20 protein-coding genes are annotated in these 16,215 nt (G+C 68.1%); 13 read left to right on the top strand and 7 right to left on the bottom strand.

The window, feature by feature from the left end:
• Positions 1-570: 570 nt before the first annotated feature.
• The 4 genes from K883_RS28110 (at position 571) to K883_RS01240 (ending at position 3,679) form a co-directional block, all read left to right on the top strand.
• Complete coding sequence (locus K883_RS28110) at positions 571-1,179, top strand: phosphatidylserine decarboxylase (protein WP_231504794.1); 609 nt, start codon at positions 571-573, stop codon at positions 1,177-1,179.
• Positions 1,180-1,318: 139 nt separating this feature from the next.
• Positions 1,319-1,819: a hypothetical protein gene (locus K883_RS01250; protein WP_036453436.1), complete on the top strand. Its 501-nt coding sequence runs from the start codon at positions 1,319-1,321 to the stop codon at positions 1,817-1,819.
• Between the two features lie 11 nt (positions 1,820-1,830).
• Positions 1,831-3,321 carry a molybdopterin-dependent oxidoreductase gene (locus K883_RS01245; RefSeq protein ID WP_014712071.1) on the top strand — a complete coding sequence of 497 codons (1,491 nt, stop codon included), beginning with the start codon at positions 1,831-1,833 and terminating at the stop codon, positions 3,319-3,321.
• A gap of 1 nt (position 3,322) precedes the next feature.
• Positions 3,323-3,679, top strand: coding sequence for a hypothetical protein (locus K883_RS01240; RefSeq protein ID WP_008258801.1), 357 nt, complete (start codon positions 3,323-3,325; stop codon positions 3,677-3,679).
• Here the strand turns inward: K883_RS01240 and K883_RS01235 are convergent.
• The 4 genes from K883_RS01235 to K883_RS27835 form a co-directional block, all read right to left on the bottom strand.
• Positions 3,645-3,977, bottom strand: a complete 333-nt coding sequence (locus K883_RS01235) for a hypothetical protein (protein WP_008258800.1) — start codon at positions 3,975-3,977, stop codon at positions 3,645-3,647. The genes K883_RS01240 and K883_RS01235 overlap by 35 nt on opposite strands.
• Before the next feature lie 10 nt (positions 3,978-3,987).
• On the bottom strand, positions 3,988-5,058 hold the full coding sequence (locus K883_RS01230) for a YncE family protein (protein ID WP_008258799.1): 1,071 nt from the start codon (positions 5,056-5,058) through the stop codon (positions 3,988-3,990).
• An 81-nt stretch (positions 5,059-5,139) separates the two neighbouring features.
• A complete protein-coding gene (locus tag K883_RS01225) occupies positions 5,140-5,979 on the bottom strand; it encodes an SDR family oxidoreductase (RefSeq protein ID WP_008258798.1) in 840 nt (279 codons plus the stop codon).
• 83 nt (positions 5,980-6,062) lie between these two features.
• The gene (locus K883_RS27835; protein ID WP_020188525.1) at positions 6,063-6,239 is read right to left on the bottom strand and encodes a hypothetical protein; all 177 of its coding nucleotides are present in this window, start codon (positions 6,237-6,239) and stop codon (positions 6,063-6,065) included.
• 296 nt (positions 6,240-6,535) lie between these two features.
• Here K883_RS27835 and K883_RS01220 point away from each other — a divergent pair, with 296 nt between their 5' ends.
• Positions 6,536-7,114, top strand: a complete 579-nt coding sequence (locus K883_RS01220) for an MPT63 family protein (RefSeq protein ID WP_036453434.1) — start codon at positions 6,536-6,538, stop codon at positions 7,112-7,114.
• Positions 7,115-7,205: 91 nt separating this feature from the next.
• Positions 7,206-8,144, top strand: a complete 939-nt coding sequence (locus K883_RS01215; protein WP_036453433.1) for a lysophospholipid acyltransferase family protein — start codon at positions 7,206-7,208, stop codon at positions 8,142-8,144.
• Between the two features lie 45 nt (positions 8,145-8,189).
• On the opposite strand, the gene K883_RS01210 is transcribed toward K883_RS01215, so the two are convergent.
• Together K883_RS01210 and K883_RS01205 are read right to left on the bottom strand one after the other, a co-directional pair.
• Positions 8,190-8,915 (bottom strand): winged helix-turn-helix transcriptional regulator, encoded by a 726-nt coding sequence (locus tag K883_RS01210; RefSeq protein ID WP_036453431.1) that lies wholly within the window; start codon positions 8,913-8,915, stop codon positions 8,190-8,192.
• Between the two features lie 190 nt (positions 8,916-9,105).
• Positions 9,106-9,345, bottom strand: a complete 240-nt coding sequence (locus tag K883_RS01205; RefSeq protein ID WP_008258793.1) for a microaggregate-binding protein 1 — start codon at positions 9,343-9,345, stop codon at positions 9,106-9,108.
• A 324-nt stretch (positions 9,346-9,669) separates the two neighbouring features.
• On the opposite strand from K883_RS01205, the gene pyrH reads away from it, so the two are divergent.
• The 6 genes from pyrH to K883_RS01175 all read left to right on the top strand — a co-directional run bounded on the left by pyrH (position 9,670) and on the right by K883_RS01175 (position 14,623).
• Positions 9,670-10,467: a UMP kinase gene (gene pyrH / locus K883_RS01200; RefSeq protein WP_014712070.1), complete on the top strand. Its 798-nt coding sequence runs from the start codon at positions 9,670-9,672 to the stop codon at positions 10,465-10,467.
• 15 nt (positions 10,468-10,482) lie between these two features.
• Positions 10,483-11,040 (top strand): ribosome recycling factor, encoded by a 558-nt coding sequence (gene frr / locus K883_RS01195; protein ID WP_008258791.1) that lies wholly within the window; start codon positions 10,483-10,485, stop codon positions 11,038-11,040.
• Between the two features lie 32 nt (positions 11,041-11,072).
• The gene (locus tag K883_RS01190) at positions 11,073-12,017 is read left to right on the top strand and encodes a phosphatidate cytidylyltransferase (RefSeq protein ID WP_036453428.1); all 945 of its coding nucleotides are present in this window, start codon (positions 11,073-11,075) and stop codon (positions 12,015-12,017) included.
• A 32-nt stretch (positions 12,018-12,049) separates the two neighbouring features.
• Positions 12,050-13,153, top strand: coding sequence for a dual-specificity RNA methyltransferase RlmN (rlmN, locus tag K883_RS01185; RefSeq protein WP_008258789.1), 1,104 nt, complete (start codon positions 12,050-12,052; stop codon positions 13,151-13,153).
• A 74-nt stretch (positions 13,154-13,227) separates the two neighbouring features.
• Positions 13,228-13,737 carry a protein disulfide oxidoreductase gene (locus tag K883_RS01180; protein WP_036453426.1) on the top strand — a complete coding sequence of 170 codons (510 nt, stop codon included), beginning with the start codon at positions 13,228-13,230 and terminating at the stop codon, positions 13,735-13,737.
• 4 nt (positions 13,738-13,741) lie between these two features.
• Complete coding sequence (locus K883_RS01175) at positions 13,742-14,623, top strand: cytochrome c biogenesis CcdA family protein (RefSeq protein WP_036453423.1); 882 nt, start codon at positions 13,742-13,744, stop codon at positions 14,621-14,623.
• Here K883_RS01175 and K883_RS01170 read toward each other — a convergent pair.
• Positions 14,616-14,870 carry a DUF2631 domain-containing protein gene (locus K883_RS01170; protein WP_036390065.1) on the bottom strand — a complete coding sequence of 85 codons (255 nt, stop codon included), beginning with the start codon at positions 14,868-14,870 and terminating at the stop codon, positions 14,616-14,618. The two genes, K883_RS01175 and K883_RS01170, sit on opposite strands and share 8 nt — an antisense overlap.
• A 114-nt stretch (positions 14,871-14,984) precedes the next feature.
• Between K883_RS01170 and dxr the strand changes: the two genes are divergently transcribed.
• The gene (gene dxr, locus K883_RS01165) at positions 14,985-16,196 is read left to right on the top strand and encodes a 1-deoxy-D-xylulose-5-phosphate reductoisomerase (protein WP_036453421.1); all 1,212 of its coding nucleotides are present in this window, start codon (positions 14,985-14,987) and stop codon (positions 16,194-16,196) included.
• The last annotated feature ends 19 nt before the right edge of the window (positions 16,197-16,215 follow it).

The raw sequence follows: 16,215 nt of genomic DNA, 5'->3' as shown, positions 1-16,215 counted from the left end.
TGAGCGAGCCGGATTCCGTTATCCACAACCTCCGCGACACGCTCAACAACGAGCCCGGTCTCGCGGATCGGCTCGAGCGGTCTTTGCATCAGGCGCGGCGGCGGGCCGAATCCGAGCTGAACCCGGAGCTGTACGAGGCGCTCGAGTGGCCGCGCGACATCGGCGAGTACGAGTCCTACCTGAGGCGCTTCCTGAGATGGGTGCCCCACGAGTCGGACGCGGACGCCTGGAAGAACGAAAAGCGGCAGGCTCAAGAGGTCAGCGATCGCATGGCGCACTTCTACTTCCTGGTCGACCAGGGCGACGAGCCGGCCCAGGGCTCCGGTGTCTTTCGGGAATGGCTGACGGACTTCGCCCGGCAGTGGGGGAATTTCCTGGACACGCCGGAGTCGTTCAGCCCCGAAGCCCTGCAGTCGTTCATCGACAACGCGCCGGAGTACCGCATCCACGAGTCACTGGTCGACGGTGCCCCGAACGCGCCCAGCGGATGGCTGACCGCCAACCAGTTCATCGCGCGGGAAATCAACGGGGGGGCTGCGCCCGATCGCCGAGCCGACCACCAACCTGGTGGTGACCTCACCGGCCGACTGCAAATACCAGCACGCCTACGACATCGCTGCCGACTCGAGCATCCCCGCCACCACCGTCAAGAACGAAAAGTACGGCAACATCAAGCAACTCATCGAAGGAAGCCAATACAGCGAGAGCTTCGCCCGCGGCACCTTCGTCCATTACATGCTGCCCGTGCACGCCTACCACCGCTATCACCTGCCCGTCGCGGGACTGGTCGAGGAGTCCTTCCGGATCAACGGGAAAGTCTTCATGCGGGTGGGCCTGGAAGAACACGAGTTCGCCTCCAGCGACAGCGCCAGCAGCGGGTACGAGTTCTCCCAGACCCGCGGCGTGGTCACCGTCGACACCTCGCAATCGGACTGCGGCGACATCGGCATCGTGGCGGTCATCCCGGTGGGCATGGCCCACGTGTCGTCGGTCGTCCTCACCGCGGTGCCCGGCAAACACATGGCCAAGGGGGAGGAGTTCGGGTACTTCCAGTTCGGCGGCTCGGACATCATCATCCTCTTCCAGGAGGGGGTCGATCCCCAGCTGGACAGCAGTGAGGAGTTCCGGCTGGTCGGTTCGCCGGTGGCGCGCTGCGCCGCGCCGCGAAACCCGCAGTGAGGGTGATTATTACGCCGCCAAAGGGGTAAAAGCCCTGCCTGCGGGGGGCAAGACGGCTTCTCCGACGGTGCGGATTGAGCCGTTCGAGCTCGCATCGGTCGATCGTTTGTGGGCCTATCAGTCGGGGTAGTCAGCCGCAATGGCCGGTCTCCTGGGGCGACTGTGGATCACAGCGTGGCACAAGGTGCTGTCCTCGCCCCTTCTCACGCTCAACGGCTACGTCGCCTTCGACTTGCCGCGCACCGTAACCGCGTTGGGCACATCGCTGCTCATGGGCCTGGTGGCGGTGCACGCCTACCTGGCGGCCACCCGGCCCGGCCTGCCGCTGTATTTCTGGGTGTATCTGGCCGCGCTGATCGCCGCCTGCCTGGCCGTCGCCGCCGCGATGGCCTTTGCCGCCAAACCCCTTGTGCCGCAAGCGGGCTGGTACGCCGGCAGCCTGGTGTGCGCGGCCTTCCTGGTGATCTATCTGGTCAGCCGCTTTGTCAGCCTGCCGGGTCTGGTGGCGGTGACCGGGCGGTGGGACCTGGCCCCGGGAACGTTTGCCATGGCGTTGGCCGGTGCCTTCATCGCCGTGCACACCACCGTCCTGTCCGGCATCAACGTGGCGTATCCGCAACGACAGAACTGGCGCGACTGAACGGTGACGACATGACAGTGCTCGACTATCCGGCGTGGCTGCGCATCGACCACTGGCTCAATGTCCTTTTTCTGACGCTGGTGATCCGCAGCGGCATCGAGATCCTGTCCACGCACCCGAAGCTGTACTGGCACGACGACAGCAGGCCCGGCAGCGAGTGGGCGCGCTTCACGGTCAAGGAAATGCCGGTCAACAAGCTCTACGACACCCTCGACGAGGAGGAGGACTACAGCTCGCTGTTCTCGTTGCCCGGCCACAAGAAACTCGGCATGGGCCGCCACTGGCACTTCTTCTCGGTGATCGGCTGGATCCTCGTCGGCCTCTCGTATTACATCCTGCTGTTCGCCACCGGGCAGTGGCACCGGTACTGGCCGGCGTCGTGGTCGATCTTCGGTGAGGCGTGGAACGACATCGTCACCTACATGAGCTTCAACCTGCCGCCGCTGCTGCCGGGCGAGCCACTGGACGCCATCCAGAAGCTGACCTACGCCGGGGTCATCTTCGTGCTGGCGCCGTTCCAGATCCTGACGGGTGCCGCGCAGTCACCGGCCATCGAGGCCGCGTTCCCCTGGTATGTGCGCATGTGGGGCGGCCGGCAATGGGCGCGCAGCCTGCACTTCCTCGGCCTGATCGCGTTTGTGGTGTTCATCGTCATCCACCTGTCGATGATCTTCTTCTGGAGTTGGGGCCAGCTCACCGCGTCGATGATCTTCGGTTCCGTGCGCAACATCGGTTGGGCCACCGCCCTGTCGCTGGTGATCGTCGCCGCCATCGTCGCCGTCCACGTCGCGGCGACGGTGTGGAGCCTGCGCCGGCCCGTTCAGGTGCGCCGCGTGCTCGGCGCCGTGGTCACCCGCGCCCGCAAAATCCTGTTGCGGCCGCTGAATTCGAGGCAGAACTACCCCGAGCGGATGACGTCCAAGGAGCACCGGGTCAACGGCAAGCCGCCGACCAGCGCCGAGTACAAGGTGATGGCCGTGCACAACTTCGTCGATTGGCGCGTGCGGGTGGGCGGGCTGGTGGAAAACCCGGTGACGCTGGACCTCGACGCGCTGCGCGGCCTGGCCGAACAGCAATCGCAACGCGTGATGCACAACTGCGTGCAGGGGTGGACCAGCATCGGCCAGTGGAGCGGAATTCCGCTGGCCCAACTCGCCGATCATGTGCGTCCGCTCCCGCAGGCGAAGTACATCTGCTTTTTGACCATGCAGGACACCGGCCGCGACGAGCCCAGCGCGGAGGGGGAGGGCCAGTTCTACGAGGTGATCGATCTCGAACTCGCCTACAAGCCACAGACTTTGCTGGCCTACGAGATGAACGGGAAGCCGCTGCCCATCAAGCACGGGGCGCCGCTGCGGCTGCGGGTGGAGACCCAGGTCGGTTTCAAGATGGCGAAGTGGATCAACCAGATCGAGTTCATCGACGACTACTCCGGCATCGGCCACGGCCTTGGGGGCTGGCGCGAGGACAACGTCCACTACGACAAGGACGTGGAGATCTGACATGCCCGACCCTTCGGCAACGCGTCCCGAGCTGATCGACCTGCAAAGCGTTGAGCGCGAACGAGTTTCAGAGCTGGTGGCCGTCAAGGGCGGGCACTGTGCCGGCTGCGGCGGCAAGGATTTCGCCGTCGGGCACGCGCTGTATCTCGGATTCTTGTTCCTCGACGAGGACGACGACGCCTTCATGGTGGCGTTGACGTGCCGCAACGACGGCTGTCCGGCCCCGCGCACCGGAATCGTGTTGGCCGCCAACGAGTTTTTGTCCGACTATCGGGAGATCTCCGACGTCGAGGACATCGCGAGCCGCGCCAGGGCGAGACAGGCTAGCGCAACGTGGGGTGGCTCGGGGTATCGGTGAATCGCGGCCGGGCGAGATCGAACCTCTCGATCAACTCCGACACGGAACGCAGGTCGTCACACAGGGATTGGAACCGTCGTTCGGAGGGCTCGTCGAGCACGCCCAGGCAACTGTAGTGCACCAGCCGCCGGAACCTCCCGGCGAGCGCTGCCCCCCAACGGATTCCGAAGTCGTAGGCCTGCCCTTCGGGAACGTCGTCGCGTCGCGCGAGCTCTTTGAGCGCCGCGATCTGCTCATCGAGCAGCTCGAAGTCGTCATCGATGCCGATCGGCTCGGGCCGCCGCGCTGTCGTGCTCACCTGACCTCCCTCACAGGCGTGGCTTCGCCACGCTGATCACGTGGGGCTGGCCGCGCAGGGTCAGATATACCCGCTTGGGCCCGATCGCCATCCCGGACAGCGGCGCCGAAGCGACCGGGCCCGACGGCAATCCCGCCCGGTAGTCGAGGGTGCGGATCACCCGGATGGTCCCGTTCGGAAAGCCGGTGAAGCTCGCGGTTTCCAGCACCGTCACGTCGCGGTCGGTGGCCGCGTAGATGCGCGTGTCGTCGGTGCCCAGATAGCGGATCGGCGACGACAGTTCGGTTCGGGCCAGCACCTCGAGCCCGTCGCCGCCGCGACGCGAGTCGACCGCGTACAGCACCTTGTCGTCGCGCCCGGCCACATAGCTGCGGGTGACCTGGGTTCCGTCGCCCGCCCACACGGCGACGGCCATCGGAAGCGAGCCGCGTTCTTCGGGCGGCGACGTGGGCCCCTTGTAGTAGCGGATGCCCGAGGCGCCGTAGAGGTGGTACTCGATTTGCCGCCCGCGGTTGGACCCGTCGATCGTGTCGGCCGGCTCCCCGGCGTAGGTGGCCGTCGGCAGCTTGCGGAACCCGTACTGGTCCACCGGCGTCACCGACGAACCGTCCGCGGCGAGCGCCAGCAGCACCCGCATGCCGGCGTCCTCGGCGAGGTAGGAAGGCGCGGGGCCGGCGTCGATTTCGGCGACCGGCCGCAGGGTCGCGATGTCGACGACGGCGACCTTGCCGCGTTCCGGCTGCGGCACGAAGACGTGGCGGTCGTCCTTCTGGCTGATCTGCAGGTTGCGCCCGGACCCCATCGGGGCCGACAGCCGGGTATGGGCGGTGCCCGGCCCGGCGTAGCCGATCGCGGCCAGCCGGTGATCGTCGGTGAGGCCCAGCAACTCGTGGTCGTGATAGGACCAGACCGGGTCATGCAGGGTCGCGTCGATGGTCGCCACGCTGACCGCCGGCGCGCTCTCCAGCGAGGACCCGGGCGCCGAACAACCCGCTACCGCCACGACTGCGGCGGCCGCCGCGACCGACCACCGTCGCAACCTTCGTCGCTGACCGCTCCCGATGGCCACGATCGGTGCCATCCTTTCGCCGTTTCGCCCGTCCGGGCTGTACCCCGCCGGGCGGCCCGTTACACCTGCGAGAGGACGCGACGGGAGCGCCGCCTACAGAATCGGCCGCCCGCCCGTGACGGCCACCCGCGCCCCGGAGATGTAGCTCGCGTCGTCGGAGGCCAGCAGCACGTAGAGCGGGGCGAGTTCGGCGGGCTGGCCGGCACGCCCCAGCGGCACGTTGTCGCCGAAGGACTCCACGCTGTCCGGCGGCATCGTCGACGGGATCAGCGGCGTCCAAATCGGACCCGGCGCCACGCTGTTGACCCGAATCCCCTTCTCGCCCAACAGCTGAGCCAAGCTGGCGGAGAAATTGGCGATCGCCGCCTTGGTCGCCGCGTAGGGCGCCAGGGTCGGATTGGGGCTGTCGGAGTTCACCGACGAGCTGCCGATGATCGACGAGCCGGCGTTCAGGTAGGGCAGGGCCGCCTTGGCGAGGTAGAAATACGCGCCCACGTTGAGCCGGAAGGTGTAATCCCACTCCTCGTCGCTGATCTCGTCCAGGCTCTTGCGCATCATCTGATACGCGGCGTTGTTGACCAGGATGTCCACGCCGCCCAATTCCTGCACCGCCCGGTCCACGACGGCGCGGCAATGGGCGGCGTCGGAGAGGTCACCGGGCACCAGCACGCACTTGCGTCCGGCGTTGGTGACGTAGCGGGCCACGTCGCGCGCGTCGTCGTCCTCGTTGAGGTACGCGATCAGCACGTCGGCGCCCTCGCGCGCGAAGGCGATCGCGACCGCACGCCCGATGCCGCTGTCGCCGCCGGTGATGATCGCCTTTTTGCCGAGGAGTTTTCCCGAGCCCTGGTAAGTGTTTTCACCACAATCGGGAATTGGATCCATCTGGGCCTGCACGCCCGGGACGGATTGTTGTTGCGCGGTAAAGCCCATCTGATTTCCTTTGCCTCGCTCGAAAGTTCGCCATGTCATTGGAGAAGCCGAACCGGGCAAACGCCGGCGCTCCGCTTCCCGCTTTACGATTCGCGACGGGTCGGGCCGGCGGTCGGAACGTCCGGATCGTCGTCGGCCGGGGGCTCCGGGTCCCGCCACTCCTCGCTACGGCTGGACCGATTGCCGCGGACCGTGCCTTCCAGTTCGTGCTTGAGCTCGTCGTCTTCCCGTGAGCTGTGCTTGGAGTTGCCACGTTGCACGCGATCGCCCCCTTCGCGGATGTCTGGGCCTGTGCTCGGAATGTCTTCGCGCACCGGTTACCCGGCGGCGCACGGCTTAATCGGGGCCCGCGGCGGGTGTTAGCGGTGATGCGGGTGTTGTGTGCTGTTACCAAAGATGTCGTCGGCGAAAACACCCGCATTTCGCCAGCTAATGGACCCGATTATTGGCGTGCGGCGCGGGTAGATGTTTAAAGCCGGAGCCGCATGGCTATTTCGCTGCGTATATCCGCATGCCCTTGACGGGGGGCGTTTGTGTGCGACGAAAGGAATGAATAATGAAGGTCACCAAGACGGCTATTAAGACAGTTGCCGCCGCCGGGATTGCGGCCGCGGGCGTTTTCGCCGCGGCGCCGGCTTTGGCTTCGCCGCCGCCCAACATTCAGGGATTCGGCACCAGCGAACAGTTCGTGGACGGCGCCCTGATCACCAATTACACCGTGAGCAACCTGCAGCCGAGCAATGTCACCATCCCGGGCTACACGCCCAAGGGCACGCTCTACCAGGCGGACATCAGCGCCCGGTCGGAGGCCGGCCTCGTGACCCCGATGGTCAACGACTTCATCGCCCGCGGACCCAACGGTCAGAACTACCGGGTGATCGACAAGGTCGGGACGCCGAACGGGCTCAGCCCCGCGCCGATCCCGCAGGGCAGTGAATCCACCGGCACGCTGTACTTCGACGTGACCGGCGCGCCCCCCAACGGCGTCGTCTACAACGACGGCATGCAAGACGTCCTGATCTGGACGTCGAACGTGGAGGGCGGCTCCGCGTCCGGGACGATCAACAGCCCGGCGCCCGGCGCGCCAAACAGCCCGGCACCCGGTGCCCCCCCGGCGCCGGCGCCCAGCGCCTGATCCGGCCGGCAAAACTCCCCGCACCCCGGTGGTGCGGGGAGTTTTTGCGTCCCGGCGAATCGGGCGCGGGTGAACCGGGTATCCGGCATTCATGAGTAACCCGGACCACAGGCCGGCGAGCGTGCGCAAACAAGCGCAACGCAACGCCGAGCGAACGCGAGCGGCGATGGACGAGCGGCGCAGCGGACAGGGCGGCGGGCTGAGCGGCTGGGTCGCCGAGCGCGCCGGCCGCTGGGATCTGTCCGGCCAGGACGAGGCCGCCCTGCAGCGACAGAAGTATTTGTGGAATGTGCTGGTGGACTATTGGTTTCGGATGGAGATCGACGGCTGGGAGAACATCCCGGAAGCACCGCCGGCGCTGCTGGTCGGGATCCACTCCGGGGCCCCGTTCGTGTGGGACGCCTGGACGGTTGGTCTGCAATGGTGGCGACGGTTCGGCCAGGACCGGCCGCTGCACGGCACCGCCCATGACGCGTTGATGGCAATTCCGTTGTTCGGGCGCTACTTCCGGTCGATGGGGGTGCTTCCGGCCGCCCCGGACGCGATCGCCACCGCCCTGGCCGAAGGGCGTGACGTCGCGCTGTGGCCGGGTGGGGAAGTGGACTCGCTGCGCCCGTGGACCGAGCGCGATCGGGCCAACCTCGCCGGGCGGACGGGCTTCGTCAAGATGGCGATCCGGGCCGGGGTGCCGATCGTGCCCATCGCCACCGTCGGCGGGGCCGACGCGATGCCCGTGCTGATCCGCGGCGACCGGCTGTCAAAAGCCTTGCGACTGGACCGGTTACTGCGGCTCAAGGTGTTCCCGCTGGCGATCTCGCTGCCGTGGGGGATCGCCCCGGCGACGCTGCCCCAACTGCCCCTGCCGGCCAAGATCAGGACGCGCTTCATGCCCGCCGTGGAACTCGACCACGACCCCGCGCGGGCGGACGACGAGGAATACGTCGACCGCAAATACCACGAAGTGCAGGATTCCATCCAGGAGGGCATGGACGCGCTGGCGCGCAAGCGCGCCTTCCCGTTCTTCGGGTGACGGCCGCGAAAACCGTTGCGGCCATGTCGATGAGGGCGTCGTGAATCAGGTTGCGCGCGTGGGTGTCAGCGCCGGATCGGCGAGCACCCACTCCGGTTGCGGGGGCGTGGGCGCCCGGTAACCGACCCCGCGGACGGTGCCGACCATGAATTCGTGCCGGGTGCCGAGCTTGGCGCGCAGTCGCCGGATGTGGACGTCGACCGTGCGGGCCCGGCTGTTGCTGTCGTAGCCGCACGCCTCCCGCATCAATCGGGTGCGCGTGAAGGCCTGGCCGGCATGCAGCACAAGGAAACTCAGCAATCTGAACTCGGTCAGGGTCAGAGTCAGGTCGTGGCCGTCCAGCGACGCGGTGAAGCTCGCCGGGTGCAGGCGGAGGTCGCCGAACTTCAAGATGCCGTCGGCGGTGCCGCGGCGGCGGCCGACCGCCAGCCGCAGCCGCGCCCGCAGCTCGTCCGCGCCGGTGCCGGGCAGCATCACGTCGTCGAAATTGCCATCGGTGTCGACCGCGGCGCAATCCGCCGGCCTCACCAGGGCCACCACTGCGGTAGCGGGATTCTGCGCCGCCAGTCGGCGGCTAACCGCTTGGGCCGCAGGCATGTTGCTGCGCGCGTCGACGATCGCCACGTCGGCGGTGGCGCAATGACCGTCGTCGGTGTGGGCGGTCAGCGCCACGCGCGCCGGGAGCGCAAACGTGGTCAAATCCGGTAAGGCAGATTCGAAATCAGCCTCGTCGGTGAGCACCACAATGTCCATCGACCTGTCCAACGACATCTCCAACCTCGTGAGGTCCCTGCGTTCCCCCCGGTCCGTAGGCGCCTCGCGCGAGATGTCCGGCAGCGCTAGGGCTGTTTACCCACTCGGCCGAAAACTATGCAAAGCTATGCAAACTCAGGTCGGCGCGCTGGAGAAAGTCGATGGGCCCGGCCCATTTTCATGGACCGGACCCATCTTTCCCATCAAGCTACTGGTTGGACTTCTGGCGCTCCTCGGCCGCCTCGGCGCCGCCACGCGCGGCTTCCGCCTCGGCTTCCTTCTTCGCCGCGTCACGCTGCGCTTCGGCCTTGTCCTGCTGCGCCTGGCCCTCACGGGTCAGGTCATCGCGACCGGCCACCGCGCCTACGGCCTCCTTGGCCTTACCCTTGACGTCCTCGACGACGCCCTTCACCGCTTCAGCGGGTCCCGACTTGTTTTCTTCCGCCATGGATCCGTTCCTCCTCGTTGGCGTACTGTGAGCGATCCACGCTCAACGATCGCGAGCGATCGATCCGTCATACGGCGAACCCGGTCCTCATTGCTCGAGACCGCATATGTCACCGCGTTGTAGCGGGTTCCCCTGCCGTCGGCGGCTCAAACTCCGCGCCGGGCGCCGGAACATTCGGTACCGGCAGGCTCGAAAATCGCTCGCGCACGCCAACTGTGCGCATAATGCACCCCACCGACGCCCCGTTGTGCTGCGATGAGGCAGGATGTGAAATGCCGTTCCGGATGAGATCGCCCGGGATGGCACTCTCATGCGAGGAGTCTGATGACGGAGTCCAGGGAGCCCCACGTCGCCGGCCCGGCGGCTCCGAGGCAGGAGCCCACGAACGGACTGGCTTCCGGCCAGGCGCTGACCCGGGCCAGGTATTCGCGAGTGCTACTCAAGCTCGGCGGCGAAATGTTCGGCGGCGGCCAGGTCGGCTTGGATCCCGACGTCGTGGCGCTGGTGGCGCAGCAGATCGCCGAGGTGGTCCGCGGCGGCGTCCAAGTCGCCGTCGTGATCGGCGGCGGCAACTTCTTCCGGGGGGCGCAGCTGCAGCAGCGCGGCATGGAACGCACCCGTTCGGATTACATGGGAATGCTGGGCACCGTCATGAACAGCCTCGCGCTGCAAGACTTTCTGGAGAAGGAAGGCATCGTCACCCGCGTCCAGACCGCGATCACCATGGGTCAGGTCGCCGAGCCCTACCTGCCCCTGCGCGCCGTACGCCACCTGGAAAAGGGGCGGGTGGTGATCTTCGGCGCCGGCATGGGCCTGCCGTACTTCTCCACCGACACCACCGCCGCGCAGCGGGCGCTCGAGATCGGCGCCGAGGTGGTGTTGATGGCCAAGGCCGTCGATGGCGTCTTCTCCGCGGACCCGCGGCAGTATCCCGAGGCCGAGCTGATCACCGCGATCAGTCATCGCGAGGTCATCGACCGCGGGCTACGAGTGGCCGATGCCACCGCATTCAGCCTGTGCATGGACAATGGCATGCCGATCCTGGTGTTCAACCTGCTGACCAATGGCAATATCGCCCGGGCGGTCGCTGGTGAGAAAATCGGGACTCTGGTCACCACCTGATGAGGAGCGGCGCAGATGATTGACGAGGCTCTCTTCGACGCTGAAGAGAAAATGGAGAAGGCCGTAGCGGTCGCCCGCGACGACTTGTCGACCATCCGGACCGGGCGCGCCAATCCCGGCATGTTCTCGCGGATCGTGATCGATTACTACGGCGCCGCCACCCCCATCACGCAGCTGGCGAGCATCAACGTCCCCGAGGCGCGCCTGGTGGTGATCAAGCCCTACGAGGCGAGCCAGGTGGGCGCGATCGAGACGGCGATCCGCAACTCCGACCTGGGCGTGAATCCCACCAATGACGGCACCCTGATCCGGGTGGCGGTCCCGCAGCTCACCGAGGAACGCCGCCGCGAGCTGGTCAAACAGGCCAAGAGCAAGGGGGAGGACGCCAAGGTCTCGGTGCGCAACATCCGCCGCAAGGCGATGGAGGAGCTGCACCGCATCCGCAAGGACGGCGAGGCCGGCGAGGACGAGGTCGGCCGGGCCGAAAAGGACCTGGACAAGACCACGCACCAGTACACCACCCAGATCGAAGAGTTGGTCAAGCACAAAGAAGGCGAGCTGCTGGAGGTCTAGCGACCGCTCGGCAGCTAAGTTGACTCAGGCCCGTGGCTACCCCAGATCCCGGCGCAGGCACCCCGCCCGACGAGCCCGGCGCCGCAGCCCAGCCGGAGCCTGCGTTCACGGCGATGCCCCCGCCCGCGAAGAAGCCCTCGCGGGCCGGCCGCGACCTGCGCGCCGCGATCGCGGTGGGCGCCGGCATCGGCGGCGCTTTGGTCGTCACCCTGGTGTTCGCCCCCCGCTTCTGGGTCCCGATCGTCGCGATGGCCATCCTGGTCGCCACCCACGAGGTGGTGCGGCGGCTGCGTGAAGGCGGATTCGTCATTCCGGTCATCCCGTTGCTGGCCGGCGGGCAGCTCACGGTGTGGCTGACCTGGCCGTTCCACGCCGCCGGGGCGCTGGCGGGCTTCGGTGTCACGGTGGTGGCGTGCCTGTTTTGGCGATTGTTCATGCAGGACAACCGCACACCGCCCGAACCCGCCGGTGGGTCCCCGTCGCCGTCCTACCTGCGCGACGCGTCCGCCACTATTTTTCTGGCCGCGTGGGTGCCGCTGTTCGCGTCGTTTGCCGCGTTGCTGGTGTATCCCGCCGACGGCGCGGGGCGGGTGTTCTGCCTGATGATCACGGTGGTCGCGTCGGACGTGGGCGGCTACGCCGTCGGCGTGTTGTTCGGCAAGCACCCGATGGTCCCGGCGATCAGCCCGAAGAAGTCCTGGGAGGGGCTCGCCGGTTCGCTCGTCCTGGGCATCACCGCGGCGACCCTGACCGCGACCTTCCTCGCCGGCAAACCGCCGTGGGTGGGCGCGCTGTTGGGTCTGGTGCTGGTGCTGACCTGCACGCTCGGCGATCTGGTGGAGTCGCAGATCAAGCGCGACCTCGGCATCAAGGACATGGGCCGGCTGCTGCCCGGCCACGGCGGACTGATGGACCGGCTCGACGGCGTCCTGCCGTCGGCGGTCGCGGCGTGGACGGTGCTGACGCTCGTTCCCTAGGTCGGCCCGACGTGACCGATACTGGACAGGTCATGGTCCAACAACTGGTGTTCTCCGAGCCGCGACCCGGCAAGCCGCCGCGGCACCTGGCCGATCTCGACGCGGACGGCCGCGCTGCCGCCGTCGCCGAGCTGGGCCTGCCGGCCTTTCGCGCCAAGCAGTTGGCGCATCAGTACTACGGGCGGCTGATCGCTGACCCGCGGCAGATGACCGACCTGCCGGCCGGGCTGCGCGACGCGATCGCCGACACGATGTTCCCGATCCTGCTCACCGCGGTCTCCGAGGTGGCCTGCGACGCCGGCGAGACGCGAAAGACGTTGTGGCGGGCCCTCGATGGGGTCACCGTGGAGTCGGTGTTGATGCGCTATCCGCAGCGCAACACGGTGTGCATCTCGTCGCAGGCCGGCTGCGGCATGGCGTGTCCGTTCTGTGCGACGGGCCAGGGCGGGTTGAGCCGTAACCTGTCGACGGCCGAGATCCTCGAGCAGGTGCGCGCCGCCGCCGCGGTGCTGCGCGACGACTTCGGCCCCCCCAGTCAGCGGCTGTCCAACGTGGTCTTCATGGGCATGGGGGAGCCGTTGGCCAACTACGCCCGGGTGGTCGCCGCGGTGCGGCGCATCATCGCGGCGCCGCCCCACGGGTTCGGCATTTCGGCCCGTTCGGTGACGGTGTCGACGGTGGGCCTGGCGCCCGCGATCCGCAAACTCGCCGACGAAGGGCTCGCGGTGACCCTGGCGCTGTCGCTGCACGCGCCCGACGACGAACTGCGCGACACGCTGGTGCCGGTCAACAACCGGTGGAAGATCGCCGAGGCGCTCGACGCCGCACGGTATTACGCCGACGTCACCGGCCGGCGGGTATCGGTGGAGTACGCGCTGATCCGTGACGTCAACGACCAGCCGTGGCGGGCGGACCTGTTGGGGCAGCGGCTGCATCGCGCGCTGGGGCCGTTGGTGCACGTCAACCTGATCCCGCTGAACCCGACGCCGGGCAGCGAGTGGGATGCGAGCCCGAAGGCGGTCGAGCGCGAGTTCGTGCGGCGGGTCCGCGCCAAGGGCGTGTCCTGCACGGTCCGCGACACCCGCGGCCGCGAGATCAGCGCCGCGTGCGGCCAGCTGGCCTTCGAGAACCGGTAGCTCGCTGGGGGCGGATGAACCGGACTACGGGCTGTCCCGTCGAGTAGGGCATGACTCCGGTAATGAGGTGTTCCATGAGGATTCGCTTGTCAGCCCTGAACAAAGCGTTTGCCGCGGCGCTGGTCGTCGGCACGATGATGGTCGGCGTGGCCAGCGGACCACGTGCGCAGGCCGCCGACGACCGATTGCAGTTCACCGCGACGAGCCTGAGCGGTGCACCCTTCAGTGGCGCCAGTTTGCAGGGCAAGCCGGCGGTGCTGTGGTTCTGGACGCCGTGGTGCCCGTACTGCAACGCAGAGGCCCCGGGCGTCAGCCAGGTCGCGGCCGCCAACCCCGGCGTCGCTTTCGTCGGCATCGCGGCGCACGCGGACGTGGGTGCGATGCAGAGCTTCGTCTCCAAGTACAACCTGAATTTCACCACCCTCAACGACGCCGACGGCGCCATCTGGGCCCGCTACAACGTCCCCTGGCAGCCCGCCTACGTGTTCTACCGTGCGGACGGCAGCTCGACCTTCGTCAACAACCCGACCTCGGCGATGTCACAGCAGGAGCTCTCCGACCGGGTCTCCGCGCTGAGGTCCTGACCCGGTGGACCAGGGTCTGGTCGGCCTGGCGTTCGCCGCCGGATTGGTGGCCGCGCTGAATCCGTGTGGGTTTGCCATGCTGCCCGCCTACCTTTTGCTGGTGGTGCGCGGCCGGCGACCCGGCGAACGCTCCGCGGTGGCCGCCACGGGGCGGGCGCTGGCGGCCACCGTCGGGATGGCGCTGGGCTTCTTGACGGTGTTCGGCGTGTTCGGCGCGCTGACCGTGTCGGCGGCCACGACCGTGCAGCGCTACCTGCCGTACGCCACCGCGCTGGTCGGCGTGGTGTTGATCGTGCTGGGTGCCTGGCTGCTGTCGGGTCGAGAACTGTCGGCCCTGGCCTCGCGGCCGCTGGGGCCGAGGTGGGCCCCCACGGTGCGGCTGGGCTCCATGTACGGCTACGGCATCAGCTACGCGGTCGCCTCACTGTCGTGCACCATCGGGCCGTTCCTGGCCGTCACCGCAGCCGGCCTGCGCGGGGGATCGATCGTCACCGGCGTGGCGATCTACCTCTCCTACAGCGCGGGGCTGACCCTGGTCGTCGGTGTGCTCGCCGTCGCCGCCGCGACGGCGAGCACCGCGATGGTGGACCGGCTGCGCCGAATCCTGCCGTTCGTCAACCGGATCGGTGGCGCGCTGCTGGTGCTGGTCGGGCTGTACGTGGCCTACTACGGCAGCTACGAGGTGCGCCTGTTCGGCGCAAACGGCAACCCGCGGGACGCGGTGATCACCGCGGTCGGTCGTCTGCAGGGTGCGACTGCCGGCTGGGTGCACCAGCACGGAATATGGCCGTGGGTGATGGCCGTGCTCGCGTTGGCGGTCGTCGTGATCGGCGGCGCCTGGCATCGCCGGGTGAAACGCCAGGGCAAACGGGGAGCGGCTACCTGATCCAGCCGCGCCGGCGGCCCCACAGGTCGCGGATCAGGACGACGAGGACCAGGGCCGCGAAGCCGATCAGGAACCAGTCCTCGATGTGGCCGACGTGGTTGCCGCGCAGCATCGCCAGCAACAGCCCGAAGATGCACAGGCCGACGATGTGCCAGGTCCGGTGATTGATCCGGCTCCAACCCCACGCCGCCGACGGCACCTCGACGGAGTCGACGCCGGTGAAGTGTTCGACCTCGGTACTGGCCACGGCGAATCCCTTTCGGATCGGATCGGCTTGCTGAACCCAAATTCTGGCACAAGGCCGCGCCGCGGGCGCGGCCGCATCGTGGCCCCCGTCCGGGCCGGGCGGCACAATGAATGGGTGACCAACCCGACGACCGACGGGCGAACCCCGGGCCGCGTGCGCGTGCTGGTGCTGGGCAGCACCGGCTCCATCGGCACCCAGGCGCTGGACGTCATCGCGGCCAATCCGGACCGCTTCGAAGTGGTCGGCCTGGCCGCGGGTGGGGCGAACCTGGACACGCTGTTGCACCAGCGCGCCGCCACCGGTGTGACCAACATCGCGGTCGCCGACGAGGCGGCGGCGCGGCGGGCCGGCGACATCCCCTTTGCCGGGCCCGAGGCCGTGACCCGGCTGGTCCAGGAGACCGAGGCCGACGTCGTCCTCAACGCGCTGGTGGGGGCGCTGGGCCTGCGGCCCACCCTGGCCGCGCTGGAGTCGGGCGCCCGGCTGGCGCTGGCCAACAAGGAATCGCTGATCGCCGGCGGTCCGCTGGTGCTCAAGGCCGCCAAGCCGGGCCAGATCGTGCCGGTCGACTCCGAACATTCTGCGCTGGCCCAGTGCCTGCGGGGCGGGACCCCCGACGAAGTCGCCAAGCTGGTGCTGACCGCGTCCGGCGGCCCGTTCCGCGGCTGGACTGCCGCCCAGCTCGAGGACGTGACTCCCGAGCAGGCCGGCGCCCACCCGACGTGGTCGATGGGCCCGATGAACACGCTGAACTCGGCCTCGCTGGTCAACAAGGGGCTCGAGCTCATCGAGACCCACCTGCTGTTCGGCCTTCCCTATGACCGCATCGAGGTGGTCGTGCACCCCCAGTCGATTGTTCATTCGATGGTCACCTTCGTCGACGGCTCGACCCTCGCCCAGGCCAGCCCGCCGGACATGAGGCTGCCGATCGCGCTGGCCCTGGGCTGGCCACGCCGGGTGCCCGGCGCGGCCGCCTCCTGCGACTTCAGCACGGCGTCTAGCTGGGAATTCGAGCCCCTGGACAACGACGTCTTTCCCGCCGTCGAGTTGGCCCGGCACGCCGGGCAGACCGGCGGCTGCCTGACGGCGGTCTACAACGCCGCCAACGAGGAGGCGGCGCAGGCGTTCCTGGTGGGCCGCATCGGGTTCGGTGCCATCGTCAAAACCATCGCCGACGTGCTGCACGCCGCCGACCAATGGGCCGTCTCACCCGCTAACGTGGATGAGGTACTCGACGCGCAGCGCTGGGCACGGGAGCGGGCGCGGCGTGTCGTCGCACAGGCGCAGCCCGCCAACTTATCGGTCAAAGCCTCCGGAGCGGTGTGAGAAAGGTCCTCGCAGCCTA

Origin of the sequence: Mycobacterium sp. TKK-01-0059 (assembly GCF_000709305.1) — a bacterium.
GTDB lineage: Bacteria > Actinomycetota > Actinomycetes > Mycobacteriales > Mycobacteriaceae > Mycobacterium > Mycobacterium intracellulare.
The sequence above is the reverse complement of the archived record's forward strand: the minus strand, read 5'-3'. Positions and strand labels throughout refer to the sequence as shown.

Bases quoted from the DNA above. Each gene is read 5' to 3' on its own strand.
- K883_RS01250 (WP_036453436.1), top strand. From the start codon at position 1,319: ATGGCCGGTCTCCTGGGGCGACTGTGGATCACAGCGTGGCACAAGGTG.
- K883_RS01245 (WP_014712071.1), top strand. From the start codon at position 1,831: ATGACAGTGCTCGACTATCCGGCGTGGCTGCGCATCGACCACTGGCTC.
- K883_RS01240 (WP_008258801.1), top strand. From the start codon at position 3,323: ATGCCCGACCCTTCGGCAACGCGTCCCGAGCTGATCGACCTGCAAAGC.
- K883_RS01230 (WP_008258799.1), bottom strand. From the start codon at position 5,058: ATGGCACCGATCGTGGCCATCGGGAGCGGTCAGCGACGAAGGTTGCGA.
- K883_RS01225 (WP_008258798.1), bottom strand. From the start codon at position 5,979: ATGGGCTTTACCGCGCAACAACAATCCGTCCCGGGCGTGCAGGCCCAG.
- K883_RS01220 (WP_036453434.1), top strand. From the start codon at position 6,536: ATGAAGGTCACCAAGACGGCTATTAAGACAGTTGCCGCCGCCGGGATT.
- K883_RS01215 (WP_036453433.1), top strand. From the start codon at position 7,206: ATGAGTAACCCGGACCACAGGCCGGCGAGCGTGCGCAAACAAGCGCAA.
- K883_RS01210 (WP_036453431.1), bottom strand. From the start codon at position 8,915: ATGTCGTTGGACAGGTCGATGGACATTGTGGTGCTCACCGACGAGGCT.
- K883_RS01205 (WP_008258793.1), bottom strand. From the start codon at position 9,345: ATGGCGGAAGAAAACAAGTCGGGACCCGCTGAAGCGGTGAAGGGCGTC.
- pyrH (WP_014712070.1), top strand. From the start codon at position 9,670: ATGACGGAGTCCAGGGAGCCCCACGTCGCCGGCCCGGCGGCTCCGAGG.
- frr (WP_008258791.1), top strand. From the start codon at position 10,483: ATGATTGACGAGGCTCTCTTCGACGCTGAAGAGAAAATGGAGAAGGCC.
- rlmN (WP_008258789.1), top strand. From the start codon at position 12,050: ATGGTCCAACAACTGGTGTTCTCCGAGCCGCGACCCGGCAAGCCGCCG.
- K883_RS01180 (WP_036453426.1), top strand. From the start codon at position 13,228: ATGAGGATTCGCTTGTCAGCCCTGAACAAAGCGTTTGCCGCGGCGCTG.